Source organism: Caulobacter sp. NIBR2454 (assembly GCF_027474405.1).
Lineage (GTDB): Bacteria > Pseudomonadota > Alphaproteobacteria > Caulobacterales > Caulobacteraceae > Caulobacter.
In genome coordinates, this window is the sequence record NZ_CP114871.1 from 2,072,592 (window position 1) to 2,097,666 (window position 25,075).

Here is a 25,075-nt window from a genome sequence, read left to right on the forward strand (position 1 = left end):
GCGGCATCGGTAAGGGCTAAGCTCGCCCGCGTCCACCCCACAGCGGGCTTGACGGGGCGCCGCGCGCGTGGCGCAACACAGGCTTCAACAGGAGGGTCGCGTGAACGGAGTCGGTATCTTCAGCGCCGTGGTCATCGGCATCGCCGCCGGCTGGATCGCCGAGCGGGTGTTGAACCGTCGCCACGGCCTGTTCATGAACCTCATCGTCGGCGTGGTCGGCTCGTTCGTCGGCGCCTTCCTGGTCCGCTCGCTGCACATCCCGTTCAGCGGCTTTGTCGGCAGCCTGATCGTCTCCACCCTCGGGGCGATCGTACTGTTGGCCTTCCTCAGTCTGGCGCCCCGCAAATGAACCCACGCATCCGCAAGGCCATCGGCGGCGTCGCCCTCATGGTCTTTTTGTTCTTCTACGTGGTGGCGGCTTTGGCGATCTTCGTCGTCTTGCCGGACAACCGCCTCATCCACCTCGTCTATTTCGTGGTGGTGGGCCTGGGCTGGGGCGTGCCGATCATTCCCTTGCTCACCTGGATGGACAAGGGCCGCTTCGGCTTCAAATAGGGGGAGAAAGTCCTTCCCGATGGTCGGAGCGACAGGATTCGAACCTGCGACCCCTTGACCCCCAGTCAAGTGCGCTACCAGGCTGCGCCACGCTCCGACACGGGAAGGACGGCCCTTATAGGCGCCGCTCCGCGGTCCGGCAATCGCCAATTCAAACGATTTTGAAGCTGACCTTCAGTGCTTCAACAGCGCGTCCAGACGCGCCTTGACCGCATTGAGATCGTCGAGGGCGAAGCTCAGGCGATTGCGGCTTTCCGGGCTCAGATCCACCGACTCGATCACCGCGCCCTCGACAGGCGAGACGCCGCCGCCCTGCCCGGCCTCCAGCAGCCGTTTGACGCCCAGGTCCTTGTGCAGCTTCTGCACGCCCTTGATGGTGTAGCCCTCGTCGTGCAGCAGCTTGCGCACGCCATTCAGCACGGCGATGTCCTGCGGGCGATAGAACCGGCGTCCACCCGCCCGCTTCATGGGACGGATGAAGGAGAACTTGGTCTCCCAGAAGCGGAGCACGTGCTGCGGCACGCCGAGCTCGTCAGCGGCTTCGGAGATGGTGCGGAAGGCGTTGGGACCCTTCGCCACCGGATCGGTCCTACTTCGCCAGGGCGCGTTCGACACGCGCCTTCATGACCTGAGAGGCGCGGAAGCCGATCACCCGGCGGGGTTCGATCTCGGCCGGCTCGCCGGTCTTGGGATTGCGGCCCATGCGGGCGCGCTTGGAGCGGACCTGAAAGACGCCAAAGCCGGATAGCTTGACCGTCTGGCCCTGCTCCAGGGCGTCGGCCACCAGATCGAGCGTGCGCTCGACCAGACCGGCGCAGTCCTGCCGCGTCAGGCCCACCTCTTCATGGACGGCCTCGCAAAGATCCGCCCGCGTCAAAGTCGCACCGTTCATGGAACTCGCCCCAAAACTCGACAATGACAGCCTGCATGCTGCGATTGTCGCGTCAAGTCAAAGGGTTCCCGGCGAAGCCTTAAGGATTTTTAGAGGCGCAGAACCACCGCGCCCCAGGTCAGGCCGCCGCCCATGGCCTCCAGAAGCAGCAGGTCGCCCTTCTTGATCCGGCCGTCGGCGATGCCGTGCGCCAGGGCCAAGGGGATCGACGCCGCCGAGGTGTTGGCGTGTTCGGCCACGGTGGAGATCACCTTGTGCTCCTCCAGCCCCAGACGCCGCGCCACCCCTTCCAGGATGCGCTGATTGGCCTGGTGTGGGATGAACCAGTCGACTTCCGGGATGGTCACGTCGGCCTTCTCAGCCGCCATGGTGATGGCCTCGGCGATGTTGACCACGGCGTGGCGGAACACCTGGTTGCCCAGCATGCGCAGCTTGCCGACGGTGCCCGTCGTTGAGACGCCGCCGTCCACATACAGCAGGTCCTGCTTGGTCCCGTCGGCGCGCAGGGCGAAGCTCAGCACACCCCTGTCGGCCTTGGTCCCCTCGCCGGCCTGCGGCTCCAGCACCACCGCCCCAGCCCCGTCGCCGAACAGCACGCAGGTGCCGCGGTCGGTCCAGTCCATCAGGCGGCTCATGGTCTCGGCCCCGATGACCAGGGCGCACTTGGCGTGCCCTCGCGCAACGAAGCCGTCCGCCACGCTCATGGCGTAGACGAAGCCCGAACATACGGCCTGCACGTCGAACGCGATGCCCACCGGGCAACCCAGCTTGCGCTGCACGATCGTCGCGGCGGCGGGAAAGGTCAGGTCGGCCGTTGTGGTGGCCATGATGATCAGATCGACGTCGGCCGGCGTCTTGCCTGCGTCAGCCAGCGCCTTGCGACAGGCCTCGACCGCCAGATCCGAGACCGCCTGGTCGTCGGACGCCTTGTGGCGCTGGCGGATGCCCGTGCGCTCGATGATCCACTCGTCGCTGGTCTCGACGATCTTGGCCAGGTCGTCGTTGGTCACGACGTGCTCAGGCAAAAAGGCTCCGACGCCGGTCACCACGCTACGCATCACTTCAGTCACTCCGCAGCCCCTCCCTCGGGCTGGACCGTCTCACACTTCTCTTTGGCGGCGGTGAGGCGTTGCAGATTACGCTCGATCTCGGCCGAGAAGTCGCTGCGCGCCAGGTCCACCGCCACCCGGATGGCGGAAGCGAAGCTCTGGGCGTCCGCGCCGCCATGGCTTTTGACCACGATGCCGTTCAGGCCCAGCAGCGGCCCGCCATTGACCCGGCCAGGATCAAGACGATGCCGCATCTTCTTCAGCGCCCCCGACGCCAGCAGCGCCCCGGCCATGGCCAGGGGGCCGCTCATGAAGGTGCTCTTGATCTCGTTGGAAAAGAACCGCGCCAAGCCCTCGGCGGTCTTCAGGGCCACGTTGCCGGTGAAGCCATCCGTGACGACCACGTCCACCGTGCCCTTGGCGATATCCGTGCCCTCGACAAAGCCCTGGTAATCCAGGTCCAGGTCCATGTCCTTGAGCATGGCGTGCGCCTCGCGCACCTCGTCGTGGCCCTTCTGGTCCTCCGAACCCACGTTCAGGATGCCGACGGTCGGCTTGTCCGAACCATGCACCGCGTGGTGGAAGGCCGCGCCCATGATCGCGAACTCCACCAACTGGTCGGCGTCGCTCTCGACATTGGCCCCTACGTCCAGCACGGCCGAGACGCCGCGCATGGTGGGCCAGCTGGCGACGATCGCCGGGCGCTCCATGTTGGCGCTCATCCGCAGGATCAGCTTGGAGATCGCCATCAGGGCGCCGGTGTTGCCGGCCGAGACGGCGGCCGATGCCTCACCCTCGCGAATCGCCTCCACGGCGTTCCACAGGCTGGTGCCCTTGCCCCGGCGTAGGGCCTGCGCCGGCTTTTCGTCCATGGCGATGGCGCGGTCGCTGTGGCGCACCTCGCTGACCGCCCGGGCGGCGGGGCAGCGGGCGAGTTCAGCGTTCAGGGCCGTCTCGTCGCCATGCAGCAGGAAACGCACTCCCGGCAGGCGTCCGGCGGCGACCGCCACGCCGGGGACGATCACGGAGGGTCCGTGGTCGCCGCCCATGGCGTCGATGGAGATCACGAGATTTTGGGACAAGGCGCGCTCTGGCTCCCAGAAGTTGACCACGCAGATCGGCCGCGGCGATCAGATCGAAGCGGCTATAGCATGCGTATTGTTGTGTTTCGCCGGACTTATTCGTCCGCCTTGGGCTTCGACAGCGCCTTCAACGCGGCGAAGGGCGACAGATCGACCGGTTCGGGCGGCTGTTCGAATTCAGCCCCTTCCTTTCGCGGGAATGGGTCCAGCTCAAGCGCCAGATGCTCGATCACATAGGCCGAGACATCGATGACTTCACCTTCCAGCACGTCCGGGACGTCGTCGGCGTCCGCCTCGATGTCCAGTTCGGGCGACTCGGTGGTCGGCGCATTGGGGCTGCCCGGCGGCAGAAGGCGCAGGACGAACTCGCCATGGATCTTGGCCGGCAGCGATTCGGCCGTGACGCTGCAGGTCTGCACGACGCTGGCCCTCAGCTTGCCCTTCATCTCGACGCCGTCGAGCCATTGGGCCAGCTTGACCGTGGCTTTCAGCGAATTGATCGCCTCCAGCCCCAGCGTCTTGGCCGCCTTGCGCTTGGAGACGTCGTCGGCCGTCAGGTCGAGCACCATCGACCCGCGCGAAACCTCGGCGAAGGTGACGGTCTTGGGCCACTCTCCGGTCATGCGGCCTCCGGCCAGGTCACCGTACCCGCCAGCAACGCGTCCACGTGCTGGGCCGCCAGATGCTCGCGTGCCTTGAGGATGTAGTCGGCCAAGGCCTCGCCGTCCTTGGCTGGAGCCACCGTGCGCTCGATCAGGGCCTGCAGCGGCGCCTTGTCCGGCAGGGCGGCGAACACGTCGTCCAGGCCCTTGAGCCGGCCATAGAAGGCCGCCGCCAGCTTCTTCATCTTCTTGCCGACCGACAGGTCGCCCACGCCAATCTCGCGCAGGGCGTCGTCCAGGCCGCGCACATAGGCGTCGAAAGTCGCCTGCGACACGTCCGCCGCGGTCTGACCTTCACCCCTCAGCCGTTCGACCACCAGGGCCACATGCAGGCTGTAGAGCTCGAACCGGCCTTCCAGCGAGTCGGCTACGCCCATGGCCGTGTAGAATCCGGGCGAGCGCGCCTGCTGGGCGGCCGCGTCATAGAGCCGCCGGCCAGCGATTTTGGCGGGGCTTGGCGGGAAGAACCGCTCCAGAAACATACGTCGCCTCGATTTCGCCCGGACTCGGACCTTAAAGCAGGCATTGAACTAAGCTCCCGCGGGCGATAGGTCAAAGTCCGCACTGCCCTTCGGAGTCCGAATGTCCCGTCCCGTCGCCTTCGCCGCCCTCGCCGCCGTCGTCCTGGCCACGGGCGCCTGCACGCCGTTGACCAACTATTCTGGCTTCCAGGCGGTCGAGGAACAGCCCGCCGACGTCAAGGTCGGCGAGGACACCAAGTCCACTGTCATGGGCAAGCTCGGCTCGCCCTCGGCGACCAGCACCTTCGACGCCAACACCTGGTACTACATGACCCAGGTGACCGACCGGGTGGCCTTCTACCGGCCCCGCGTGATCAAGCGCGACGTGGTCGCCATCACCTTCGCCCAGGCCGACGAAAAGGTCGCGGGCGTCAAAAGCTACACCCTGCGCGACGGCAAGGTGATCAACTACGCCGACCGCGAGACCCCGACCCGCGGCCGTGAACTGACCATCCTAGAGCAGCTGCTGGGCAACGTCGGCCGTGGCGGCATGCTGCCCCGCGACGACGAAGACGGCGCCCCGGGCAACCGCCCGGGCGACCGCCGCTAGGGTCAACTGTCGCGCCGCACGCCGCCTGGAACCGCCAGGGTCGGCGCCGGCCGCTTGTCGCACTCGGGGGCGGGCGTGAACGCCAGCCAGGTCATGGCGGCCCGCTGCGGCAGGCGGGTCTCCTTTCCCGTCACCCGATCGACCATCACCGCGTCGAACACCCCCTTGGTGGTGAACATGGCCCGCCACATCGAGGTCGGCGGTCCCTGACGCGCGACGTCAGGGTCATGATAGCCGGTCAGGGTGATGTGCTCGTGGGTCTGTACGACGACCTCGCCGGCCATGATGCTGGCGAATACCGGGTCGATGACGTGCTCGACCGTCAGGTCCGCGCCCGTCGTCCGCTTGAACGCTCCGCCCCACGCCACCCGCAGGCTGTCGCCGCGCCGCAGGGCGTCCAGCAAGGCGGCCTTGGATCCGAAGACCGCCCCCCCATCGGCGTCATGGCGATACAGAGGCCGCCACATGGGAATGGCGCAGGTCGGATCGGCGGCGTTCATCGCCATGGCGATGGTCAGGGCGGTCAGGCTCACAGGTATTCCCCCTCTTGAAGCTTGACCGAGAAACCGCACTTAAAAAACGGCGATATCTTGACGATGAACGACAAAACGCCCCGTGGATTGCTCCACGGGGCGTCCAAGTCTCGGCCGCGAAGCCGAATAGATCCGATCAGGATCAGAAGTTCATCCGCAGGCCCAGGCTCACGCGGCGTCCCGACTTTTCGTACATGACCGGGAAGGACGGATCCATCGTGTAGCCGGTGGTCGCCTCGTCGGTGACGTTGATGGCCTCCAGGTTCACCTGGATGCTGTCGGTCACATTGTAGCTGACCGAAATGTCGGTCTGGCCGTAGCCGTCGCGCCAGATCGGGTACATCTCGTAACCGATGCCTTCGACGTACTTGTCCTTGTAGTTGTAGGACGCGCGGGCCTGGAACCGGTCGTTCTCGTAGAAGAGCGTGACGTTGTAGGTGTTGTCGGCCAGACCGACCGGCGGGGTCGCCACGCCGATGATGGACTGCCCGGTCAGCGAGCTGTCCAGAAGCGTGTAGTTGGCGTTGATACCAAAGCCTTCCAGGCGCTCGTGGATGAAGCCGAACGGCACAACCGCCACCAGCTCGACGCCGCTGACCTTGTAGGAGCCGTCGGCGTTGACCGGCTGATAGACGTCGAAGTCATAGACGCCGTCGACCGTACCGTTGGCGTTGTACTTGGTCACGTTCGGAACCGTGCCCGTCAGCTGACTGCGGACGACGCCCTCGATCTCCTTCCAGAAGTACGAGGCCGCCAGCAGGCCGCCATTACCCAGATAGTGCTCCAGGCCCACTTCCCACTGCTTGGCGTAGGTGGGTTTGAGGTTCGGGTTGCCGTCGGTGAAGCGGAACGAATTCCAGCTGGCGGTGCGCTTGTACGCCAGATCGGTCAGCGCCGGCCGGATCAGGGTCTCCGACGCCGCGCCGCGAAGGACGGTGTTTTCCATCAGATCGGCGGTGACGTTCACGCTCGGCAGGAATTTCTTGTAGCTGCCCTCGCTCGACACCGGGTCGGGGGTGTAAGCGGTGCCGCCCGTGGGGGTCTGCACCTGGTGGTAGCCGGCCGAATTCACCGTCGTGTCCACATAGCGGCCGCCAGCGTTGACGAACACCGGAACGCTGGCCAGATCGAACTTGAAGTCCGCCATGGCGTAGGCGCTGAGGACCTCTTCGGAGACTTCATAGTACTGGCCCACGTCGAATGGCGTGGAGAAGCCGGCGTAGCGGAAGGTCCTGCGGGCGTAGTCGTTGCTCGCCTGACTCCAGTTCAGGTTGCCGATCGAATAGCCGCCGCCCGGCACGATGTCGCCGATCGGAGCGATCTGGCTTTCCGCCAGGGTACGCTTGTTGAGCCATGCCGTGCTGCCGGCGCTCGGACCCTGGATGTTCAGCGCGCCGTATTCACGTTCCTTGGTCTTCTTGGTGTAGCGGGCGCCGACCTGGATATTGTCCAGGGCCGGGAAGAAGCCGAGATCGAAGTGACGGGTGAAGTCGGCCTGAGCGGCGTACTTGTCGTCCGTGATCGACTCCAGGTTCGTCTCGTACGCCTCGAACAAGTAGCTCTGCGGCGAGTTGTACATGTCGATCGAGAGCGGGTTGTTGCTCTTGACCGTCTCGCCGCCGCGATCCGTCCAACGGGTGCGCGACGGGGCATAGGCCACATGCTTGAGGTTGGCGTAGTCGATGGTCTTTTCGGCGCCCGAGTAACCGGCCAGCGCGTTGAGTTCCCAGTTGTCGCCCTTCCACTTCAGCTCGGTCCCGAACTGGGCGTAGTCGGTCTTGCTGATCCGCTCCTTGCTAAGGATTTCGTGCTGGGTGGCGGTATAGGACACGTCGCGCAGGACGACGAGGCCGTCATCGGCCAGGGTCGTCTTGTCGAATGAATGGACGGTCTCGAACGTGCTGCGGCTGGAGGCCGAATAGGCCGCCGCGTCGTACTCGTCCTCTGTGCCATCGAAGCCGCCGAGCATGGCGTCGAACGACAGGGTCAAGTTCGAGGACGGCTGGTACTGCAGCGACAGGGTGCCGCCCCACTGATCCTGCTCGTTCAGATAGACGCGGTCGCCGACCTTGTCCTGGAAGATGATGCGGCCGGTGACGTCGCGATTGTCCATGTCGGCGTTCGACAGGTTCAGGCCGACGTCGCGCAGCAAGGTGGCGCGGGCTTGGGCTTCGCGCGCGCCGCCGGCTTCCAGGAAGCGGAACGCCGGTCGGAAGTTGATGCCCGAATTGGAGTCGGTGCGGTTGGTGCGGGTCGCCATGGAGAACGACGCCAGGGCGCCGAAGTCGCCCCAGGTGTCGCTGGCCAGGAAGCTGACCTTCGGGTCAACCTTCTCGGAGATCGAGTTGTGGGCGCCTTCGGCCGAGGCCACCAGCTTGCGGCCCGAATAGTCGAACGGACGGGCGGTCGAGATATTGATCGAACCGGCGATGCCGCCCTCTTCGTCCGACGCCTTGGGCGACTTCTGAACGGTGACCTGCTGGATGATCTCCGAGGCGAAGATGTCGAATTCGACGTCACGGCCGCCGCTGCCCGACGCCGTCGCCAGCTTGTTGATCGAGACGAAGGTGAACTCGCTCGGCAGGCCGCGCACCATGACCCGGCTGCCCAGACCCTTGTTGCGCTCGATGGTCACGCCGGGGATGCGCTGCAGCGCTTCGGCCAGGTTCTGCTCGGGGAAGTTCGCCACGTCGGTGGCGACGATGGAATCGGAAAAGCCGACATTGTCGCGCTTGAGGTCGACCGCCTGCTCCAGGCTGCGCCGATAGGTGCCGGTGACGATGATCTCTTCGACCGCCCCCGTGTCAGCCGCGGTGGACGCCTGTGCGAAAGCGACGAACGGCGATGCAGCCACAACGGCGAACGCCGTCGTGCCCAGAATACGGTTTTTCATAGATTGCCCCTAGCAAGTACTTTGCGCCCCCACGAAAGGGGTCCTGCTAGGTCGCGGCCTAACCTCGCGTTCGATTATGCTCAAGACAAAGTTTTATGACAGTCCGTGTAACTATAGTTTACATCGAACCGACCCAATTTCTTCCAGACGTTGTTTATAACGAAATTATGACTATCAGCGATATATTGTTTAAATCGACATCATTCCCCCGCCCGCTCAAGATCATTATTTAGACAAACGAAAACGCCCCGCGGATTGCTCCACGGGGCGCCGTTTCAGCCGTCAGGCCGAAGGTTGGATCAGCCGATCGCCCCGTGGGCCAGCACTGCGAGCAGCAGCAGGGCCACGATGTTGGTGATCTTGATCATCGGGTTCACGGCCGGGCCGGAGGTGTCCTTGTAAGGATCACCCACCGTGTCCCCGGTCACCGCGGCCTTGTGGGCCTCGGAGCCTTTGCCGCCGTAATTGCCTTCCTCGATGTACTTCTTGGCGTTGTCCCACGCGCCGCCGCCCGAGGTCATCGAGATGGCGACGAACAGGCCGGTGACGATCACGCCCATCAGCATCGCCCCCAGCGCCGAGAAGGCCTGAGCCTTGCCCGCGATGGCGTTGATGACGAAGAACAGCACGATGGGGGAAACCACCGGCAGCAGCGATGGCACGATCATCTCGCGGATCGCCGCCTTGGTCAGGATGTCCACCGCCTTGCCGTATTCAGGCTTGGCGTTGAACTCCATGATGCCGGGGATTTCGCGGAACTGGCGTCGGACTTCCTCGACCACCGCCTGGGCGGCGCGGCCGACGGCCGTCATCGCCATGCCGCCGAACAGGAAGGGCAACAGCCCCCCGAACAGCAGTCCGACGACGACATAGGGGTTGGACAGGTCGAAGGTGACCGTCCCCACGCCTTCGAAGAACGATCCCGGCTCTGCATTGGCCGTGAAGAACTTCAGGTCCTCGGTATAGGCCGCGAACAGCACCAGGGCGCCCAGACCGGCCGAACCGATAGCGTAGCCCTTGGTCACCGCCTTGGTGGTGTTGCCCACCGCGTCCAGCGCGTCGGTCGAGACCCGCACATCGCCCGGCAGACCCGCCATCTCGGCGATGCCGCCGGCGTTGTCGGTCACCGGTCCAAAGGCGTCCAGGGCGACGATGAAGCCGGCCAGGGACAGCATGGTGGTGGTGGCGATGGCGATACCGAACAGGCCGGCGAAGCCATAGGTGACGATGATGCCGGCGATGATCACCAGCGCCGGGGCCGCCGTGGACTCCAGCGACATGGCAAGGCCCTGGATCACATTGGTGCCGTGACCCGAAACCGACGCCTTGGCCACCGAGCGGACCGGACGGAAGCCCGTGCCGGTATAGTACTCGGTGATGACCACGATGGCCGCCGTCACCGCCAGGCCCGCGAGCCCGCAATAGAACAGCTCCATGGCCCCAAAGGTCTTGTCGCCAATCGTGACCGGACCGGTGACCAGGTCGTTGATCACCCACCAGACCGCGCCGATGGACAGCACGCCGGTGACGATCAGGCCCTGATACAGGGCTCCCATGATGTTCTTGTTCTTGCCCAGGCGGACGAAGAACGCGCCGATGATCGAGGTGACGATGCACACGCCGCAGATCGCCAGCGGCAGCAGCATCATGGTTGAGACCACCTCCGTCCCGCGGAAGAAGATCGCCGCCAGGACCATGGTGGCGACCGTGGTCACCGCATAGGTCTCGAACAGGTCGGCGGCCATGCCGGCGCAGTCGCCGACATTGTCGCCCACGTTGTCGGCGATGGTGGCGGCGTTGCGCGGATCATCCTCCGGGATGCCCGCCTCGACCTTGCCGACCATGTCGCCGCCCACGTCGGCGCCCTTGGTGAAGATGCCCCCGCCCAGGCGGGCGAAGATCGAAATCAGCGATGCGCCAAAGCCCAGCGCCACCAGCGCGTCCACGACTTCGCGGCTGGTCGGATCAAAGCCCAGGTGCATCGTCAGGACGATGAAGTAGCCGCTGACGCCCAACAGCGCGAAACCCGCCACCAGCATGCCGGTGATGGCGCCGGAGGTGAACGCCAGGGACAGGCCCTTGGCGAGGCTTTCGGATGCAGCCTGCGCCGTGCGCACATTGGCGCGCACCGAGATCAGCATGCCCGCGAAGCCCGCGAGGCCCGACAGCACAGACCCGACGACGAAGCCGATGGCCGCCCATTGGCCGATCAGGAACCAGACGGCGGCCAGGATGACGACCCCGACGATGGCGATGGTGGTGTATTGGCGGCGCAGATAGGCCTGCGCCCCTTCCTGGATCGCCGCGGCGATCTCCTGCATTCGCGCATTGCCTGGCGAGGCGCGCATAAGCACGGCTGTCTGTACGATGCCGTAAAGCACCGCCAGCAGACCGGCCAAAAAGACCAGAGTAAGACTCATGTGGTGTTTAGCCCCTTCGTGCGTTTCCTCACGCGGGGCGCGGGCGCCGAAAGGTGTCGGCGAACGCTCCGGCCTTAAGGCCTGTCACCCCACGCAACCCTAAAGCCGAGCGCGAACAGCGCTCGACTTCAGGACGTTTGCAAATAAGCAAGGGGTGCGCAACCGCGCTGAGCGGTTGCGTCCTTTGGGGTGTTAGTCCTTGCGGACGGCGTCCGCAGCCGCATCGGCGGCGTTGCCGACGCTCTTGGCCGCGCCCGAAGCGGAATCGGCCACCTGGCCGATGGCCGCGGTCTCGGCGTTCTCGCGGCGGTTCTGGTTGACCAGGAAGTAGCCAGCCAGGGCCACCACCGCGATCACCGCGATGGCCAGCAGCGCGGTGCCCATGCCGCCGCCGCGACGTTCGATGACGGTCGTGCCGCCGCCCCGCTCAACCACGCGCTCGCGCACCACGCCGTCTTCAGTCTCGGTCACTCGTTCAGTCGCCATAGTCCATTCCTCCCGTGGGGTCTGGCGACCTCAACGGGTTGGACCCTATCGCGTTCCGTCAGTGGGCGTCGGCGGTCTTGGTCGCGGCGGCTTTCAGGTATCGGCGCGGCTTGCTGCTGATGATGGTCACCGCGCCCGTGGCCTTGGCGCCCAGCACCTGAATCGCCGCCTGACGCACCGCCGCCTTCAGGCGCGCCTCGTCGATCTCCTGCACGTCGCCCTTCTTGCCGAAGGGCGTGCGGTACGAGGCGCGGATCACCGCGTCGCGCAACATCGGCTCTTTGGTCTTCAACACGCCGTAGTCGGATCCCTCGATAAGATCGACGCGCAGCCGGACAAACACGTAGTTCACCAGCTTACCGTCGACCACGATGGGCAAGGCCACGGCGGCCAGGTCTACCCACGGACCGTTCTTGCCCTTGTCCTCTTCTTCGCCGCCTGAGGACTTGGCGCCGGACGATTTGGGTGACGAGCGTGCCTGCGCCGCGCCCGCAACGGCGGACAAGGCAAGGCCGGCGATGAAACTACGTCTGCGCATTGACGTCCCCAAGGTTCGCCCCACGCTTAACCCACAGAGGGTTTCGTTAGTCTTGCGACCCATGCCGCCAGCCGGCGCGATCCAGGGCGAGCGTCTGGCCTTGGAAGCGAGCCTCGACCCCGTCCCCGGTCTCGAACCGCCCGACGACCGTCACCGGCATGCCCGCCGCGGCCGCGAAGGCGTCAAACCTCTCGGGCGCCACCGCACAGACAATCTCATAGTCGTCGCCGCCGGTGGCCAGGGTGGCCAGGCGCTCCGCCCGCCCCTCCGCCCAGACGGCGGCGGCGAACGACAGCGGGACCGTCTCCAGATCGACCGTCGCCCGCAGGCCGCTGGTCCGCGCCACATGACCCACGTCCGCGATCAGGCCATCCGATACATCGGCCGAGGCGTGCGCATGCGCCAGCGCCTCGCGCAGGCTCAGGCGTGGCGTCGGCAGGCGGTATCGCGTCGTCAGGGCTCCATCAGGATCGGGCAGAGCTCCCGTCGCCCCCTGCAAGCCCAACCAGCCGTCGCCGATCGTCCCGGTCACCACGATCAGATCGCCGGCTTTCGCCCCGTCTCGCCGCACCATGCCGCCGGTCGGAACCCAGCCCAGCAGGGTCGCGCTGACCACCAGCGGCCCGGTCGTCGATACCGTGTCCCCGCCCAGCAGCCGCAGGTCGAACGCCGCTCCGTCCAAGGCCAGTCCCTTGGCGAACGCCTCGCGCTCGGCCCAGCCGTCGCTCGCCCGCCAGGCCGTCGCCAGCAGATAGCCGAAGGGCTCCGCGCCCTTGGCGGCCAGGTCGGAGAGGTTGGTGCGCAGCAGCTTGCGAGCGACCACATCTAGCGGATCGGTCGACAGGAAATGCACCCCCTCGACCAGCGCGTCCTTGGTCAGGATCAGATCGAACCCCGGCCGCGACGGCAGCACCGCCGCGTCGTCCAGTAGATCGAGCGCCTCCGGCGCGCCACGCGTCAGCGGGCGCAGAAGCCTTGCGATGGTCTCGAACTCGTCGGCCATCACGGCCCTTTCCGAGTGTGCCTTAAGCCCTGGCGTCCTTGGCGATGCCGTCCAGGGCGCCGTTGACGAAGCCGGACTCCGGGCCGTCGAAGAACGACTTGGCGATGTCCACATACTCGTCGATGGCCACCTCGACCGGCACATCGGGCCGGTTGATCAGCTCAAAGGCCCCCGCCCGCAGGATGGCCCGCAGGGTGGCGTCCACCCGCTCCAGCCGCCAATTGGAGGCCAGACGCCCGGTGATGGCCTTGTCGATCGCCGATTGCTGGCCCACAACGCCGCGCACAAGCTCGCCGAAGAAAGCCTCGTCGGCGCCGGCCAGTTGCGCATCCTCGGTCAGGTCGCGGTCGAAACGATGCTCGGAGAATTCGCGGACCACGGCTTCGACCCCGGCTCCCGCGGTCTCCATCTGGTACAGCGCCTGAACGGCGGCCAGACGCGCCACCGAGCGGGCCTGGCGAGGGGGCGTCGCGCTCATCGGGCGGCCCCGCCCAGCAGGCGCTGCTTCATGGCGATCATTTCGAGGCAGGCCTTTGCCGCGCCGCCGCCCTTGTCGGCTTCCGACACTCGCGCGCGGGTCCAGGCCTGATCTTCGTCCTCGACGGTCAGAATGCCGTTGCCGATGGCCAGACGCTTGCCCACCGCCAGGTCCATCAGGGCCCGGGCCGACTCGTTGCACACGATGTCGAAGTGATAGGTCTCGCCGCGGATCACACAGCCCAGGGCCACATAGCCGTCATAGCGCTGACCGACCGGACGGTTGCCGCCCTCTTCGGCCATGGCGATGACCGCCGGGATCTCCAGGGCGCCCGGCACCGAGACCACGTCATACTCCGCGCCATACGCCTCGATGGCGTTGGTCGCGCCGCGCAGCAACTCATCGGAGATGCCGGAATAGAACCGCCCCTCGACGATCAGAACCCGGATCTTGTCTTCCAGCATAACTATTCCTCGGTCGGTATCGGCGCTCGGCCGACGATCTTCAGGCCGTATCCTTCGAGCGCCGCCGGTTTGAACTGACTCGAGGTGAGCAAGACCATTTCCCGCACACCAAGGTCCAGCAGGATTTGCGCCCCGACTCCATAGTCGCGCAAGGCGTTCGTTTGATAGAGCCCCTCGGCGGGGGCCCCATAACGCTCGGACATCCACGACGGGTTGGGATCGCGGATAAACACCGCCACCCCTGCTCCATCATGCGCGCCCAGGGCCCGCAAGGCGTTGGGGACATAGTCACGCCGCGCGTCCACATGGCCCAGCATGTCGGCGGCGAAGTCCACCTGGTGCATCCGCACCAGGGTCGGGACGTCGCCCTCGATCCGGCCTTTCACCAGGGCCACGTGCTCGGTGCGGTCGATGGAGTTGCGGTACACGACCATGCGGAAGTGCCCGCCATAGACGCTCTCGAACGGCGTCTCGACCACCCGCTCCACACAGCGCTCGGTGCGCCGGCGATAGGCGATCAGGTCGGCGATGGTCCCGATCTTCAGGCCATGCAGCTGAGCGAAGGCGATCAGGTCCGGCAGTCGCGCCATGGTCCCGTCGTCGTTCATCACCTCGCAGATCACCGCCGCCGGGTTCAGACCCGCCAGGCGCGAGATGTCCACCGACGCCTCGGTGTGGCCGGTGCGGACCAGCACCCCGCCCTCCTTGGCCACCAGCGGAAACACGTGCCCGGGCGAGACGATGTCGTCCGCCGCCTTGGTCGGATCCACCGCCACGGCGATGGTATGGGCGCGATCATGGGCCGAAATGCCCGTGGTCACCCCCTCCCGCGCCTCGATGGAGATGGTGAAGGCCGTGCCGTGGCCGCTCTCGTTCTGATGCGCCATCGGCGGCAGGCGCAGCTGCCGCGCCCGCTCGCCGGTGATCGACAGGCAGATCAGGCCCCGCGCGTACTTGGCCATGAAGTTGATCTGGTCAGGGGTCGCGAACTGGGCGGGGATGATCACATCCCCCTCGTTCTCGCGATCCTCGGCGTCGACCAGGATGTAGGGCCGCCCGTTGCGGGCGTCCTCGATGATGTCCTCGATGGACGAGATGGGGGTGTCGGAACTCATTTAAGCCGTCTCCTGCCAGCGCGCGAGGTAGCGGGCCAGCATGTCGATCTCCAGGTTCACCCGATCGCCCGCCTTCAGCGCGCCCAGGGTGGTCACCTCGAAGGTGTGCGGGATGATGTTCAGGTGGAAGATGTCGTCCTCCACGTCGTTGACCGTCAGGGACACGCCCTCCACGGCGATGGAGCCTTTCGGCGCGATATAGCGATGCAGCGGGCGCGGCGCGCGCACCCGGATGTGGTGCGAACCGCCCACCGCCTCGATGCTCAGGATCTCGCCGACCCCGTCGACATGGCCGGACACCACATGCCCGCCCATCTCGTCGCCCAGCCTTGCGGCGCGCTCCAGATTGACGCGCGAGCCCTCGCTCCATGTGTCCAGGGTGGTCTTGGACAGCGTCTCGCCCGAAACCTCGACCGCGAACCAGCCCGCGCCCTTCTCCACCACCGTCAGGCAGCAGCCGGCATGGGCGATGGACGCGCCGATATCCACCGTCGACAGGTCGAAGGCGGTCTCGATCTCGTAGCGGCGGTCGCGGTCGGTGTCGCGAACGGCGCGCACGCGGCCAATGTCGGTGACGATCCCGGTGAACATCTAGAGTCTCTCGTACCGCTCCCAAAGGTCGTCGCCCAGCGTTGCGGCCGCGACCCGTTTGAACCTTGGCGCATCGCTCAGCGCCTCGACCGCCAGGGCCCCGACGCCAGGCCGGCCCTCGCCGCCCAGCACCACCGGCGCCCGGAACCACTCCATCACATCGACCAGGCCGCAGCGCAGGAAGCTCGACGCCACCTGCCCGCCGCCTTCGACGAACAGCTTGCCGATCCCCTGCCCGGCCAGCGTCTGCAACGCCGCCGGCAGATCGACCCGCTCGCCCGTCGCCGGGATTTGCAGCACCCGCACCCCTGCGTCAGTCAAGCGAGACTGCGCCGGCTCGGTGGTCAGCACGTATGTGGGAATGTCGCGGGCCGTCGCCACCAGCTTGCAGGTCTGCGATATCCGCTGACGGCTATCCAGCACGATGCGCGACGGCTGCCTGCCCTCATAGCCCGGCGTGCGGACGGTCAGCTCGGGATCGTCGGCCAGCGCCGTCTCGACCCCGATCAGCACCGCGTCATGCCGCGAGCGCAGGCGATGAACCGTCTCCCGCGCCGCCGGGCCGGTGATCCACCGGCTCTCGCCCGACGCGGTCGCGATCCGCCCGTCGAGGGAGGTCGCCAGCTTCAGGGTCACGAACATGGCCAATCAGGCCTCGTCGCCCTCGTTGAGGCCTTCCTCACCAAGGAACTTGGCGAAATCCTCGCCGTCGCGGAAGTCGCGATACACCGACGCGTAACGGACATAGGCCACGTCATCGAGGCTTTTGAGCCCCTTCATGACCATCTCGCCGACGACCTGCGACTGCAGCTCGGTCTCGCCCATGCTTTCCAGCTGGCGCACGATCCCGTTGACCATCCGCTCCACTCGCTCCGGATCGACCGGACGCTTGCGAAGGGCGATGGACAGCGAGCGCATCAGCTTGTCGCGATCGAACGGGGCGCGGCGGCCCGAACGCTTGACGATGATCAGCTCACGCAGCTGCACCCGCTCGAAGGTCGTGAACCGGCCGCCACATTCGGGGCACAGACGACGCCGACGGATCGCCGCCCCGTCTTCCGACGGGCGGCTGTCCTTCACCTGGCTTTCCATGTGGCCGCAGAACGGGCAACGCATGATGTGGCCCCTCTCGACCCTATGAGACGCTATTAAGCGTAGATGGGGAACCGCGCCGTCAAGGCCAAGACTTCAGCGCGGACCTTGTCCTCGACCGCACCGTTGCCCTCGGCGCCGTTCTTGGCCAGGCCCTCGACCACCTCGGCGATCAACTGACCCACCTGGCGGAACTCGGCCACGCCAAAGCCTCGGGTCGTGCCCGCCGGCGTGCCGACGCGGATGCCCGAGGTGATGGTGAAGGGCGCGGTGTCGAACGGCACGCCGTTCTTGTTGGTGGTGATGTTGGCCCGCTCCAGGCTGTGCTCGGTGTCGCGGCCGTTGACGCCCTTGGGACGCAGATCGACCAGCATCAGGTGGCTGTCGGTGCCGCCCGAGACGATGTTGACCCCGCCGGCCTGCAGCGCGTCGGCCAGGGCGCGGGCGTTGTCCACCACCTGCTTGGCGTAGGTCTTGAATTCCGGCTTCAACGCCTCGCCGAACGCCACGGCCTTGGCGGCGATCACATGCTCCAGCGGCCCGCCCTGCAGGCCCGGGAACACCGCCGAGTTGATCTTCTTGGCGATGGTCTCGTTGTTGGTCAGCAACATGCCGCCGCGCGGTCCGCGCAGGGTCTTGTGCGTCGTGGTGGTCACCACGTCAGCGTGCGGCACGGGGTTGGGATAGACGCCGCCGGCCACCAGACCCGCGAAGTGCGCCATGTCCACCATCAGATAGGCGCCGACGCTGTCAGCGATCTCGCGGAACTTGGCGAAGTCGATGATGCGGCTATAGGCGCTGCCGCCGGCGATGATCAGCTTGGGCTTTTCCTTGGCGGCGATCTCGGCGACCGTGTCGTAGTCGATCTGCTGGTCCTGGGTGCGCACGGTGTAGGACACCGGCTTGAACCACTTGCCCGACTGGTTGGCCGGGCTGCCGTGCGTCAGGTGCCCGCCCGCCGCCAGATCCATGCCCAGGAAGGTGTCGCCCGGCTGCAGCAGCGACATGAACACCGCCTGGTTGGCCTGCGAACCTGAATGGGGCTGCACGTTGGCGAACGCCGCGCCGAAAATCTCCTTGGCGCGCTCGATGGCCAGGGTCTCGATCTCGTCGACGAATTCGCAGCCGCCGTAGTAGCGCTTGCCCGGATAACCCTCGGCGTACTTGTTCGTCAGGATCGAGCCCTGGGCCTCCAGGACCGCGCGGCTGACGATGTTCTCCGACGCGATCAGTTCGATCTGATTCTGCTGGCGCTTCAGCTCCTGACCGATGCGATCGAAGATGGCGCGGTCGGTTGATGCGAGATCGGCGGAGAAGAAGGCGCTCATGGGGGATTCCTTGCGGCTGCGGCGGGCGCCCCCTCTTTAAACTTCCCCCCGCGCCGATCAATCGGAACCTATCGCCAAGCGCTGCGTTAGGCCTCGACCCGGATCAGCACGTTCGCTGCTTTTCCGGACCTGTGGCGTATGAAGGGGGACTTCAGCTGATGGCGTCTTTGGACGATAACCAAAACGGCGATCTGTCCGAACAGGATATCCTGTCGCTCAGCGCTGACATCGTGGCCGCGTATGTTGGCCAGAATGCCGTGGCGGCGGCGTCGCTGCCCGACCTTATCCGATCTGTCCACACCACGCTGGCCAGCCTGGGCGAGGCCGCGCCCCCGCCCCCCGCCGAGAAGCAGAAACCGGCCGTGCCGATTTCACGCTCGATCCACAACGACTATATCGTCTGCCTCGAGGACGGTAAGCGCCTGAAGATGCTCAAGCGCTACCTGCGTTCGCGCTACGACCTCAGCCCCGACGACTACCGCCGCAAGTGGGGCCTGCCTCCGGACTATCCGATGGTCGCTCCGGCCTATGCGGCGCGCCGCTCCGATTTCGCCAAGCAGATCGGCCTCGGCCGCGGCGTACGGCGACGCAAGTAGATATCAGAGACGAAAATGGCCGGGTCACCCCGGCCATTCTACTATCTGGAGCTCGACGCGGTTACGCCGCGTAGCCGCCCATGCGGGCCACGTTGCAGTGGGCCCACAGCTTTTCCATCGCCCGCACCAGATCGCGCATCATGGCGTCGGTATGGGCCGGAGACGGCGTGAAGCGCAGGCGCTCGGTGCCGCGCGGCACGGTCGGATAGTTGATCGGCTGCACATAGATGCCATGATCCGACAGCAGCATGTCCGAGATCATCTTGCAGTGGACGGGATCGCCCACCAGCACCGGCACGATGTGGCTGACCGACGGCAAGACCGGCAGGCCGGCGTCCGCCATCATCTTCTTCAGGGTCGCGGCGCGCTCCTGGTGAGCGATGCGCAGCTCGTTGTGTTCCTTCAGATACCGCACGCTGGCCGCGGCGCCCGCCATCAGGGCCGGCGGCAGCGAGGTGGTGAAGATGAAACCCGCCGCATACAGGCGCACGGCGTCGATCATGTCGGCGTCGCCGGCGATATAGCCGCCCATGACCCCAAACGCCTTGCCCAGGGTGCCCTCGACGATGTCGATCTGGTCCATGACGCCGTCGCGCTCGGCCACGCCGGCGCCGCGATCGCCGTACATGCCCACGGCATGGACTTCGTCCAGATAGGTCAGGGCGCCGTACTTCTTGGCCAGGGCGATGGTCCCGGCGATGTCGGCGATGTCGCCGTCCATCGAATAGACACTCTCGAAGGCGATCAGCTTGGGCCGATCCGCCGGCGCGGCGGCCAGCAGCTCTTCCAGGTGCTCAAGATCATTGTGACGGAACACATGGCGCTCACAGCCGCCGTTGCGGATGCCGGCGATCATCGAGGCGTGGTTCAGGGCGTCCGAATAGATGATCAGCCCCGGCAGGATCTTCTGCAGGCTCGACAGCGCCGCCTCGTTGGCCACGTAGCCCGAGGTGAAGACCAGCGCCGATTCCTTTTGGTGCAGGTCGGCCAATTCCAGCTCCAGCTCGACATGCTGGTGCGTGGTGCCCGAGATGTTGCGCGTGCCGCCCGAGCCCGAACCATGGGCGTCGATCGCCTCGTGCATGGCGTTCATGACGACGGGGTTCTGGCCCTGGCCGAGATAGTCGTTCGAGCACCAGACCACGACGTCCTGCTCGGAGCCGTCCGGGCGCGTCCAGGTGGCGCGCGGGAAATGGCCCTGATGGCGCTTCAAGTCGGCGAAGACCCGATAGCGGCCCTCGGAGCGGACCTGTTCGACGGCGTTCTTGAACGCGGCTTTGTAATCCATGACGACGTTGCTCGGCGATGCCAGCGGGGGATTCATTGATCCCTCTCAATATGGCGCGGCTTTTCGCATGTGGTTTGTAGATTTGTCCACAAAACCGAGGCGGTTATTCGCCAATGAACGCAAAAATGTCGCGGACTTCGCGAGCGGTTCTCAACTGAGCTCGGACAGTCGCCCGCGCAGCATCTGCAACACAGCCGAGAAGTCCTTCCTGCCGTAACCTTGTGTGTCGAACAGCGCATACAGGGCCTCAGCCTGTGCGCCCAGCGGCGTGGTCCCGCCCGCCTTTGCGGCGGCGTCCTGCGCCAGCTTCAGGTCTTTGAGCATCATGGCCGTGGCGAACCCGCCCTCATAGCCGCGATCGGCCGGCGTCTGCGGCCCGACCCCGGGCACGGGGCAGTAGTTGCTGACCGACCAGCAGTTGCCCGACGACTGGCTCGCCACCTCGAAGAACCGGTCCGCCGCCAGGCCCAGCTTCTCGGCCAGGGCGAACGCCTCGCACGTCCCCAGCATCGAGATGCCCAGCAGCATGTTGTTGCAGATCTTGGCCGCCTGCCCCGCCCCGGCCGAGCCGGCGTGGATCACCACCCGCGCCATGGGCTTGAGCGCCGCCTCGACCTCGGCGAACACCGCGTCCTCGCAGCCGACCATGAAGGCCAGGGTCCCGGCGTCCGCCGCCATGATCCCGCCGCTGACCGGCGCGTCGGCCACGCGATAGCCCGCCCCCCTCGCCTGCTCGGCCACGGCGCGGGCGCTCTCGACGTCGATGGTCGAACAGTCGATCAGCAGCGCCGTTTTGGGTGCCTTGCCGATGATGGTGTCGGCATAGACCGACCGCACATGCGGACCAGCCGGCAGCATGGTGATCACAACATCCGCGTCGGCCACCGCCTCGGCCGCTGAGCCCGCGGCCCGGCAGCCGGCCTCCACGGCCCGGGCGACGGCGGCCTCCGACAGATCAAACGCCGCCACCTCGTGCCCGGCCTTGGCCTGATTGGCGGCCATGCCGCCGCCCATGGCGCCCAGGCCGATGAACGCGATACGCATCAACTCACTCCCTGTGGATTTTGTTTTATAATTCGCCGCTTAGCGCGGCTTTTTGAACTTCAGCGCGAACTGATCGGTCTTCCCGCGAATGGAAGGATCGAAAACGCTGGCCGTCAGCGGGTCGTTGGCGTTGGCCAGGACGGCGCTCTCGCTCTCCAGCACGAAACCCGCCAGCTTGACTTCCTCGATGGCGGCGGACTTGGCGATCCGGTGCTGCTCGGCCGCGCCCTTCAGCCCCGACGACGGCAAGGCCGAATGATCGATGACGATATAGGTCCCGCCGGGCTTCAGCGCCTTGAACACCGCCGCGTTGAACGCTGTCGCCGTCCCCGGTGGGGCGAACTTGCCGTGCAGGTCGTGATAGTTCTGCGCCGTCCAGACCACGTCCAGCGGCTCCGGCGCGCCGAAATTGCCGTTGGTGTCGGACGACACCACCACGTTCCCCGCAAAGGCCGGATCGGCGGCGATAGCCTGCCCGTCGGTCAGGTACTTGGGCGCGATCTTGACGATCTCGGACGGCACATAGGCATAGACCTTGCCGCTCGGCCCCACGGTCTTGGACAGGATGCGGGTGAAATAGCCCGCGCCAGGCATGTACTCGCCGACCTTGTCCCCCGCCTTCACCCCAGCCCAGGCCAGTTGCTCGGCAGGCTTGCGGTCGGCGTCTCGCAGCCTATCCGCCGCCGGCCGCGCCGGATCGGCCAGGGCCCTGGCGATATGGTCAGGCTGCGCGTGAGCCGCGCCGGAGGACAGCAAGGCCGCCGCTACGGCCACGAGGATCGAACGACGACGCATGACTGTCCCCTTTTCGGGTCTTTACCGGGCCGCGGTGCGCGGCTTGCGGAACTTGTAGACGAACTGATCCACCCGACCCGCGTCCGCCGCCAGGGCGTTAGTGCGATAGGTGTCGGCCGTGGTGCGCAGCACCGGGCTCTCGCCTTCAAACACGAACCCGGCCTTGGTCACGTCGGCCCGCACGGTCGCCGGATCGATGCGGTTCAGGTTCTCCGCGCCTTGCGCCGCCGTCCCCGCTGGGGCCATGGCCTCGACCACCAGGAACACGCCGCCAGGCTTGAGCGACTCGTAGATCTTGCGGTTGATCGCCACCACGTTCGGCGAGCCCAACAGGCGCGTGTAGTGGTAGTGATAGGTCCCCGCCGACAGCACCAGGTCCAGCTTCTCGGGCGCGCCGAAATTGGGCAGGGTGTTCAGCACCATCTCCACATTGCCATAGGCCGGATCGTCGGCGATCCCCGCCACGGCCGGCTTGCGATTGGCCAGCTTGGTCAGTTCGTCCGGCACATAGGTATAGACCTTGCCGGTCGGCCCCACCGCCCGCGACAGGATGCGGGTGTAATAGCCGTTGCCGGGGATCAGGTCGGCGACCTTGGCGCCCGGACGCACCCCGCCGAACGCCAACACCTCGGCCGGCTTGCGGTCGTCGTCGCGGGCCACATCGGCCTCGGGCCGCTTGGGATCGTTTAGGGCGCGCATGAAAGGATCGCCGGCGCCGGGGGCCGGACGGCCGCCGGGCGCGGCAGGCGGAGCGGCGGTTGTGGCGCAGGCCGTCACCAGAAGAGCGGCGGCGAGGCTGAGCAGCGGCTTACGCATAGGCGAATATCCCTTCGAACCGGTCGTTTCTCGTTTTGCCGACCAGACTACTCCAGCAGTGGCGCTACGTCAGCGGGGTCCACGCCTGGTCTGGCGGCAACGGGGCGAAGATTTCGTCCAGCATCGACTCTGTGACCGCACCAAGGCGATCAGGGTTCCACTTGGGCGCGTTGTCCTTGTCGACGATCACCGCCCGAACGCCCTCGATGAAGTCGTGCCGCCGCACCACGCGGGCGCCGATGGCGTACTCCATGGCCATGTTCTCGGCGAAGTCATCCATCGCCCCGCCCCGCCTCAACTGACGGAAGGCGACTTTGAGCGTCTGCGGCGACTTGGTGCGAAGCGTCTCCAGCTGCGCCCCGGCCCAGTCGGAGCCATGCGCCTCCAGCGCCGCCACGATCCCCTCCACCGAGGTCATGGTGAAGGTCTCAGACAGCGCCGCCAGATTATCGGCCAGGGGCGCATGCCCCGGATCGGCGTCGATCTGCGCCAGCAGTCCCTCGATGTCGGCCGGATCGGCGATGATCGCGCTCTTGAGGGTCTCCAGGTCCGCCGCGTGCACATAGTCGGTGGCGATCCCCAGGATCAGGCAGTCCGCCGCCTTGATCCGCGCGCCGGTCAGGGCCAGCCAAAAGCCGGTCTTCCCGGGCAGCCGCGGCAGGAACCAGCCTCCGCCGACATCCGGGAACAGGCCGATGCCCGTCTCCGGCATGGCGAAGGTCGTCCGCTCCGTGGCGATGCGATAGGCGCAGGGCATGGCGAGGCCCACGCCCCCGCCCATGACGATCCCGTCCATCACCGCGACCACGGGCTTTTCATAGGTGAACAGCAGGTGGTTCAGCCGGTACTCGGTGTGGAAGAAGGCCATGGCCTCCACCCCGTCCTTGGCCCCGCTCTCGGCCAGTATCCGGATGTCGCCGCCGGCGCAGAACCCGCGCTCGCCGGCATGGTCGATCATCACCAGCGCCACCGCCGGATCGTTCCGCCAGGCCTGCAGCGCCGCGATCATCGCCTCGCACATGCCAAGGTTCAGGGCGTGCAGCGCCTTGGGTCGGTTCAGGGTGATCCGCCCGACCTTGCCCTCGATGCGGGTGATGACTTCGGGTTCAGCACTCATTGCCGGAACATCTCACGGCTGATGATCACCCGCATGATCTCGTTGGTGCCTTCCAGGATCTGGTGAACCCGCAGATCACGCACGATCCGCTCCAGCGGATAGTCCTGCAGATAGCCATAGCCGCCGTGCAGTTGCAGGGCGTCATTGGCCACCGAGAACCCGGCGTCCGTGGCGAACCGCTTGGCCATGGCGCACAGCTTGGTGGCTTGCGGGTCCTTCTTATCGAGGGCGTCGGCGCCCCGACGGACCATCAGGCGCGCGGCCTCCAGCTCGGTCGCCATGTCGGCGATCTTGAACTGCAGGGCCTGAAACTCCTTCAGCGCTTTGCCGAACTGGTTGCGCGTCTCCATGTAGGCCTTGGCGGTGTCGAGCGCGAAGCCGGCTCCGCCCAGTGAGCAGGACGCGATGTTCAGGCGCCCACCGTCCAGCCCCATCATGGCGAAGCGGAAGCCGTCGCCCTCCGCCCCGATGCGGTTCTCCACCGGCACCTGAACGTTGTCGAAGTTCACCTGCGCCGTCGGCTGGGCGTTCCAGCCCATCTTCTTTTCATTGGCGCCGAAGGTCAGGCCTTCCCAGCCCTTCTCCACCACGAAGGCCGACACGCCCTTGGGACCGTCGCCGCCGGTGCGGGCCATGACCACATAGACGTCCGACACGCCCGCGCCGCTGATGAACGCCTTGGAGCCGTTCAGCACATAGTGGTCGCCGCTCAGCTTGGCCGAGGTGCGCATCGACGCCGCGTCCGAACCCGAACCCGGCTCGGTCAGGCAATAGCTGGCGATCAACTCCATGGTCGTCAGGCGCGGCAGGTATTTCTGGCGCAGTTCCTCGGACCCGAACCGGTCGATCATCCACGACGCCATGTTGTGGATTGAGATGAACGCCGCCGTCGGCACGTCGCCATAGGACAGGGCCTCGAAGATCAGGCTCGCGTCCAGCCGGCCCAGGGCCGAGCCGCCCACGTCCTCGCGCACATAGATGCCGGCGAAACCCAGCGAGGCCGCCTGGCGGATCACGTCCACTGGAAAGTGCTTGGTCTCGTCCCAATGCGCAGAGTGCGGGGCAAGCTCTTCGCGCGCAAAGGCGCTGGCGGCGTCCCAGATGGCCCGTTGATCGTCTGTCAGCGTGAAGTCCATGCGCATTTTCCCTTGTCGGAGGCATGAACCC

At 66.3% G+C, this 25,075-nt stretch carries 29 protein-coding genes and 1 tRNA gene; 4 read left to right on the forward strand and 26 right to left on the reverse strand.

Going from position 1 to position 25,075, the window contains the following annotated elements; translation table 11 throughout:
• The first annotated feature begins 100 nt into the window (after positions 1-100).
• Positions 101-349: a GlsB/YeaQ/YmgE family stress response membrane protein gene (locus tag O5K31_RS10190; RefSeq protein ID WP_269713492.1), complete on the forward strand. Its 249-nt coding sequence runs from the start codon at positions 101-103 to the stop codon at positions 347-349.
• Positions 346-555, forward strand: coding sequence for a DUF2842 domain-containing protein (locus O5K31_RS10195; protein WP_269713493.1), 210 nt, complete (start codon positions 346-348; stop codon positions 553-555). Before O5K31_RS10190 ends, O5K31_RS10195 begins: the two co-directional genes overlap by 4 nt.
• Before the next feature lie 20 nt (positions 556-575).
• On the opposite strand, the gene O5K31_RS10200 is transcribed toward O5K31_RS10195, so the two are convergent.
• The 7 genes from O5K31_RS10200 to O5K31_RS10230 form a co-directional block, all read right to left on the reverse strand.
• Positions 576-652: transfer RNA gene (locus O5K31_RS10200), tRNA-Pro, on the reverse strand.
• Between the two features lie 77 nt (positions 653-729).
• The gene (locus tag O5K31_RS10205; protein WP_269713494.1) at positions 730-1,134 is read right to left on the reverse strand and encodes a MerR family transcriptional regulator; all 405 of its coding nucleotides are present in this window, start codon (positions 1,132-1,134) and stop codon (positions 730-732) included.
• 10 nt (positions 1,135-1,144) lie between these two features.
• The gene (locus O5K31_RS10210; RefSeq protein ID WP_269713495.1) at positions 1,145-1,447 is read right to left on the reverse strand and encodes an integration host factor subunit alpha; all 303 of its coding nucleotides are present in this window, start codon (positions 1,445-1,447) and stop codon (positions 1,145-1,147) included.
• A gap of 89 nt (positions 1,448-1,536) precedes the next feature.
• On the reverse strand, positions 1,537-2,505 hold the full coding sequence (locus O5K31_RS10215) for a beta-ketoacyl-ACP synthase III (protein WP_269717043.1): 969 nt from the start codon (positions 2,503-2,505) through the stop codon (positions 1,537-1,539).
• An 8-nt stretch (positions 2,506-2,513) separates the two neighbouring features.
• Positions 2,514-3,578 (reverse strand): phosphate acyltransferase PlsX, encoded by a 1,065-nt coding sequence (plsX, locus tag O5K31_RS10220; RefSeq protein ID WP_269713496.1) that lies wholly within the window; start codon positions 3,576-3,578, stop codon positions 2,514-2,516.
• A 95-nt stretch (positions 3,579-3,673) separates the two neighbouring features.
• Entirely contained in the window at positions 3,674-4,201 is a 528-nt protein-coding gene (locus tag O5K31_RS10225) for a YceD family protein (RefSeq protein WP_269713497.1), read from the reverse strand.
• Complete coding sequence (locus O5K31_RS10230) at positions 4,198-4,722, reverse strand: ubiquinol-cytochrome C chaperone family protein (RefSeq protein WP_269713498.1); 525 nt, start codon at positions 4,720-4,722, stop codon at positions 4,198-4,200. The genes O5K31_RS10225 and O5K31_RS10230 overlap by 4 nt, the downstream gene beginning before the upstream one ends.
• Positions 4,723-4,822: 100 nt before the next feature.
• On the opposite strand from O5K31_RS10230, the gene O5K31_RS10235 reads away from it, so the two are divergent.
• Entirely contained in the window at positions 4,823-5,311 is a 489-nt protein-coding gene (locus O5K31_RS10235; RefSeq protein ID WP_269713499.1) for an outer membrane protein assembly factor BamE, read from the forward strand.
• Positions 5,312-5,313: 2 nt separating this feature from the next.
• Here the strand turns inward: O5K31_RS10235 and O5K31_RS10240 are convergent, their stop codons facing one another.
• From O5K31_RS10240 to glyA, 13 genes are all read right to left on the reverse strand, one after another.
• Positions 5,314-5,844, reverse strand: coding sequence for a hypothetical protein (locus O5K31_RS10240; RefSeq protein WP_269713500.1), 531 nt, complete (start codon positions 5,842-5,844; stop codon positions 5,314-5,316).
• A gap of 142 nt (positions 5,845-5,986) precedes the next feature.
• Positions 5,987-8,737 (reverse strand): TonB-dependent receptor, encoded by a 2,751-nt coding sequence (locus O5K31_RS10245; RefSeq protein WP_269713501.1) that lies wholly within the window; start codon positions 8,735-8,737, stop codon positions 5,987-5,989.
• Between the two features lie 299 nt (positions 8,738-9,036).
• On the reverse strand, positions 9,037-11,157 hold the full coding sequence (locus O5K31_RS10250; RefSeq protein ID WP_269713502.1) for a sodium-translocating pyrophosphatase: 2,121 nt from the start codon (positions 11,155-11,157) through the stop codon (positions 9,037-9,039).
• Between the two features lie 192 nt (positions 11,158-11,349).
• The gene (locus O5K31_RS10255; RefSeq protein WP_269713503.1) at positions 11,350-11,643 is read right to left on the reverse strand and encodes a hypothetical protein; all 294 of its coding nucleotides are present in this window, start codon (positions 11,641-11,643) and stop codon (positions 11,350-11,352) included.
• Between the two features lie 58 nt (positions 11,644-11,701).
• Complete coding sequence (locus tag O5K31_RS10260) at positions 11,702-12,181, reverse strand: hypothetical protein (protein ID WP_269713504.1); 480 nt, start codon at positions 12,179-12,181, stop codon at positions 11,702-11,704.
• Positions 12,182-12,227: 46 nt separating this feature from the next.
• On the reverse strand, positions 12,228-13,184 hold the full coding sequence (gene thiL / locus O5K31_RS10265) for a thiamine-phosphate kinase (RefSeq protein ID WP_332367257.1): 957 nt from the start codon (positions 13,182-13,184) through the stop codon (positions 12,228-12,230).
• 22 nt (positions 13,185-13,206) lie between these two features.
• Complete coding sequence (gene nusB, locus O5K31_RS10270; protein WP_269713505.1) at positions 13,207-13,662, reverse strand: transcription antitermination factor NusB; 456 nt, start codon at positions 13,660-13,662, stop codon at positions 13,207-13,209.
• Positions 13,659-14,126, reverse strand: a complete 468-nt coding sequence (locus tag O5K31_RS10275; protein ID WP_269713506.1) for a 6,7-dimethyl-8-ribityllumazine synthase — start codon at positions 14,124-14,126, stop codon at positions 13,659-13,661. The genes nusB and O5K31_RS10275 overlap by 4 nt, the downstream gene beginning before the upstream one ends.
• Before the next feature lie 2 nt (positions 14,127-14,128).
• On the reverse strand, positions 14,129-15,241 hold the full coding sequence (gene ribB / locus O5K31_RS10280; RefSeq protein ID WP_269713507.1) for a 3,4-dihydroxy-2-butanone-4-phosphate synthase: 1,113 nt from the start codon (positions 15,239-15,241) through the stop codon (positions 14,129-14,131).
• Positions 15,242-15,832, reverse strand: a complete 591-nt coding sequence (locus tag O5K31_RS10285; protein WP_269713508.1) for a riboflavin synthase — start codon at positions 15,830-15,832, stop codon at positions 15,242-15,244.
• Positions 15,833-16,474 carry a RibD family protein gene (locus O5K31_RS10290; protein ID WP_332367283.1) on the reverse strand — a complete coding sequence of 214 codons (642 nt, stop codon included), beginning with the start codon at positions 16,472-16,474 and terminating at the stop codon, positions 15,833-15,835. It abuts the gene before it with no gap.
• Between the two features lie 6 nt (positions 16,475-16,480).
• Positions 16,481-16,948 (reverse strand): transcriptional regulator NrdR, encoded by a 468-nt coding sequence (gene nrdR, locus O5K31_RS10295; RefSeq protein ID WP_269713510.1) that lies wholly within the window; start codon positions 16,946-16,948, stop codon positions 16,481-16,483.
• 32 nt (positions 16,949-16,980) lie between these two features.
• On the reverse strand, positions 16,981-18,252 hold the full coding sequence (glyA, locus tag O5K31_RS10300; protein WP_269713511.1) for a serine hydroxymethyltransferase: 1,272 nt from the start codon (positions 18,250-18,252) through the stop codon (positions 16,981-16,983).
• A 158-nt stretch (positions 18,253-18,410) separates the two neighbouring features.
• Between glyA and O5K31_RS10305 the strand changes: the two genes are divergently transcribed.
• Positions 18,411-18,848 carry a MucR family transcriptional regulator gene (locus O5K31_RS10305; RefSeq protein ID WP_269713512.1) on the forward strand — a complete coding sequence of 146 codons (438 nt, stop codon included), beginning with the start codon at positions 18,411-18,413 and terminating at the stop codon, positions 18,846-18,848.
• Between the two features lie 61 nt (positions 18,849-18,909).
• On the opposite strand, the gene hemA is transcribed toward O5K31_RS10305, so the two are convergent.
• The 6 genes from hemA to O5K31_RS10335 form a co-directional block, all read right to left on the reverse strand.
• The gene (gene hemA, locus O5K31_RS10310; RefSeq protein ID WP_269717044.1) at positions 18,910-20,136 is read right to left on the reverse strand and encodes a 5-aminolevulinate synthase; all 1,227 of its coding nucleotides are present in this window, start codon (positions 20,134-20,136) and stop codon (positions 18,910-18,912) included.
• Positions 20,137-20,286: 150 nt separating this feature from the next.
• The gene (mmsB, locus tag O5K31_RS10315; RefSeq protein ID WP_269713513.1) at positions 20,287-21,183 is read right to left on the reverse strand and encodes a 3-hydroxyisobutyrate dehydrogenase; all 897 of its coding nucleotides are present in this window, start codon (positions 21,181-21,183) and stop codon (positions 20,287-20,289) included.
• 36 nt (positions 21,184-21,219) lie between these two features.
• Positions 21,220-21,975: a class I SAM-dependent methyltransferase gene (locus O5K31_RS10320; RefSeq protein WP_269713514.1), complete on the reverse strand. Its 756-nt coding sequence runs from the start codon at positions 21,973-21,975 to the stop codon at positions 21,220-21,222.
• A gap of 21 nt (positions 21,976-21,996) precedes the next feature.
• Positions 21,997-22,791 carry a class I SAM-dependent methyltransferase gene (locus O5K31_RS10325; protein WP_269713515.1) on the reverse strand — a complete coding sequence of 265 codons (795 nt, stop codon included), beginning with the start codon at positions 22,789-22,791 and terminating at the stop codon, positions 21,997-21,999.
• Between the two features lie 64 nt (positions 22,792-22,855).
• Positions 22,856-23,908, reverse strand: coding sequence for an enoyl-CoA hydratase/isomerase family protein (locus tag O5K31_RS10330; protein WP_269713516.1), 1,053 nt, complete (start codon positions 23,906-23,908; stop codon positions 22,856-22,858).
• On the reverse strand, positions 23,905-25,050 hold the full coding sequence (locus tag O5K31_RS10335) for an isobutyryl-CoA dehydrogenase (protein WP_269713517.1): 1,146 nt from the start codon (positions 25,048-25,050) through the stop codon (positions 23,905-23,907). The genes O5K31_RS10330 and O5K31_RS10335 overlap by 4 nt, the downstream gene beginning before the upstream one ends.
• Positions 25,051-25,075 lie beyond the last annotated feature (25 nt).

Coding starts and splice junctions, on each gene's coding strand:
- O5K31_RS10260 (WP_269713504.1), bottom strand. CDS start 12,181: ATGCGCAGACGTAGTTTCATCGCCGGCCTTGCCTTGTCCGCCGTTGCG.
- O5K31_RS10250 (WP_269713502.1), bottom strand. CDS start 11,157: ATGAGTCTTACTCTGGTCTTTTTGGCCGGTCTGCTGGCGGTGCTTTAC.
- O5K31_RS10305 (WP_269713512.1), top strand. CDS start 18,411: ATGGCGTCTTTGGACGATAACCAAAACGGCGATCTGTCCGAACAGGAT.
- O5K31_RS10290 (WP_332367283.1), bottom strand. CDS start 16,474: ATGTTCGTGACCCTGAAGCTGGCGACCTCCCTCGACGGGCGGATCGCG.
- O5K31_RS10235 (WP_269713499.1), top strand. CDS start 4,823: ATGTCCCGTCCCGTCGCCTTCGCCGCCCTCGCCGCCGTCGTCCTGGCC.
- O5K31_RS10210 (WP_269713495.1), bottom strand. CDS start 1,447: ATGAACGGTGCGACTTTGACGCGGGCGGATCTTTGCGAGGCCGTCCAT.
- O5K31_RS10325 (WP_269713515.1), bottom strand. CDS start 22,791: ATGCGTAAGCCGCTGCTCAGCCTCGCCGCCGCTCTTCTGGTGACGGCC.
- ribB (WP_269713507.1), bottom strand. CDS start 15,241: ATGAGTTCCGACACCCCCATCTCGTCCATCGAGGACATCATCGAGGAC.
- O5K31_RS10330 (WP_269713516.1), bottom strand. CDS start 23,908: ATGAGTGCTGAACCCGAAGTCATCACCCGCATCGAGGGCAAGGTCGGG.
- O5K31_RS10275 (WP_269713506.1), bottom strand. CDS start 14,126: ATGCTGGAAGACAAGATCCGGGTTCTGATCGTCGAGGGGCGGTTCTAT.
- hemA (WP_269717044.1), bottom strand. CDS start 20,136: ATGGATTACAAAGCCGCGTTCAAGAACGCCGTCGAACAGGTCCGCTCC.
- O5K31_RS10255 (WP_269713503.1), bottom strand. CDS start 11,643: ATGGCGACTGAACGAGTGACCGAGACTGAAGACGGCGTGGTGCGCGAG.
- nusB (WP_269713505.1), bottom strand. CDS start 13,662: ATGAGCGCGACGCCCCCTCGCCAGGCCCGCTCGGTGGCGCGTCTGGCC.
- thiL (WP_332367257.1), bottom strand. CDS start 13,184: ATGGCCGACGAGTTCGAGACCATCGCAAGGCTTCTGCGCCCGCTGACG.
- glyA (WP_269713511.1), bottom strand. CDS start 18,252: ATGAGCGCCTTCTTCTCCGCCGATCTCGCATCAACCGACCGCGCCATC.
- O5K31_RS10335 (WP_269713517.1), bottom strand. CDS start 25,050: ATGCGCATGGACTTCACGCTGACAGACGATCAACGGGCCATCTGGGAC.
- O5K31_RS10225 (WP_269713497.1), bottom strand. CDS start 4,201: ATGACCGGAGAGTGGCCCAAGACCGTCACCTTCGCCGAGGTTTCGCGC.
- O5K31_RS10195 (WP_269713493.1), top strand. CDS start 346: ATGAACCCACGCATCCGCAAGGCCATCGGCGGCGTCGCCCTCATGGTC.
- nrdR (WP_269713510.1), bottom strand. CDS start 16,948: ATGCGTTGCCCGTTCTGCGGCCACATGGAAAGCCAGGTGAAGGACAGC.
- O5K31_RS10285 (WP_269713508.1), bottom strand. CDS start 15,832: ATGTTCACCGGGATCGTCACCGACATTGGCCGCGTGCGCGCCGTTCGC.
- O5K31_RS10215 (WP_269717043.1), bottom strand. CDS start 2,505: ATGCGTAGCGTGGTGACCGGCGTCGGAGCCTTTTTGCCTGAGCACGTC.
- O5K31_RS10320 (WP_269713514.1), bottom strand. CDS start 21,975: ATGCGTCGTCGTTCGATCCTCGTGGCCGTAGCGGCGGCCTTGCTGTCC.
- O5K31_RS10230 (WP_269713498.1), bottom strand. CDS start 4,722: ATGTTTCTGGAGCGGTTCTTCCCGCCAAGCCCCGCCAAAATCGCTGGC.
- O5K31_RS10245 (WP_269713501.1), bottom strand. CDS start 8,737: ATGAAAAACCGTATTCTGGGCACGACGGCGTTCGCCGTTGTGGCTGCA.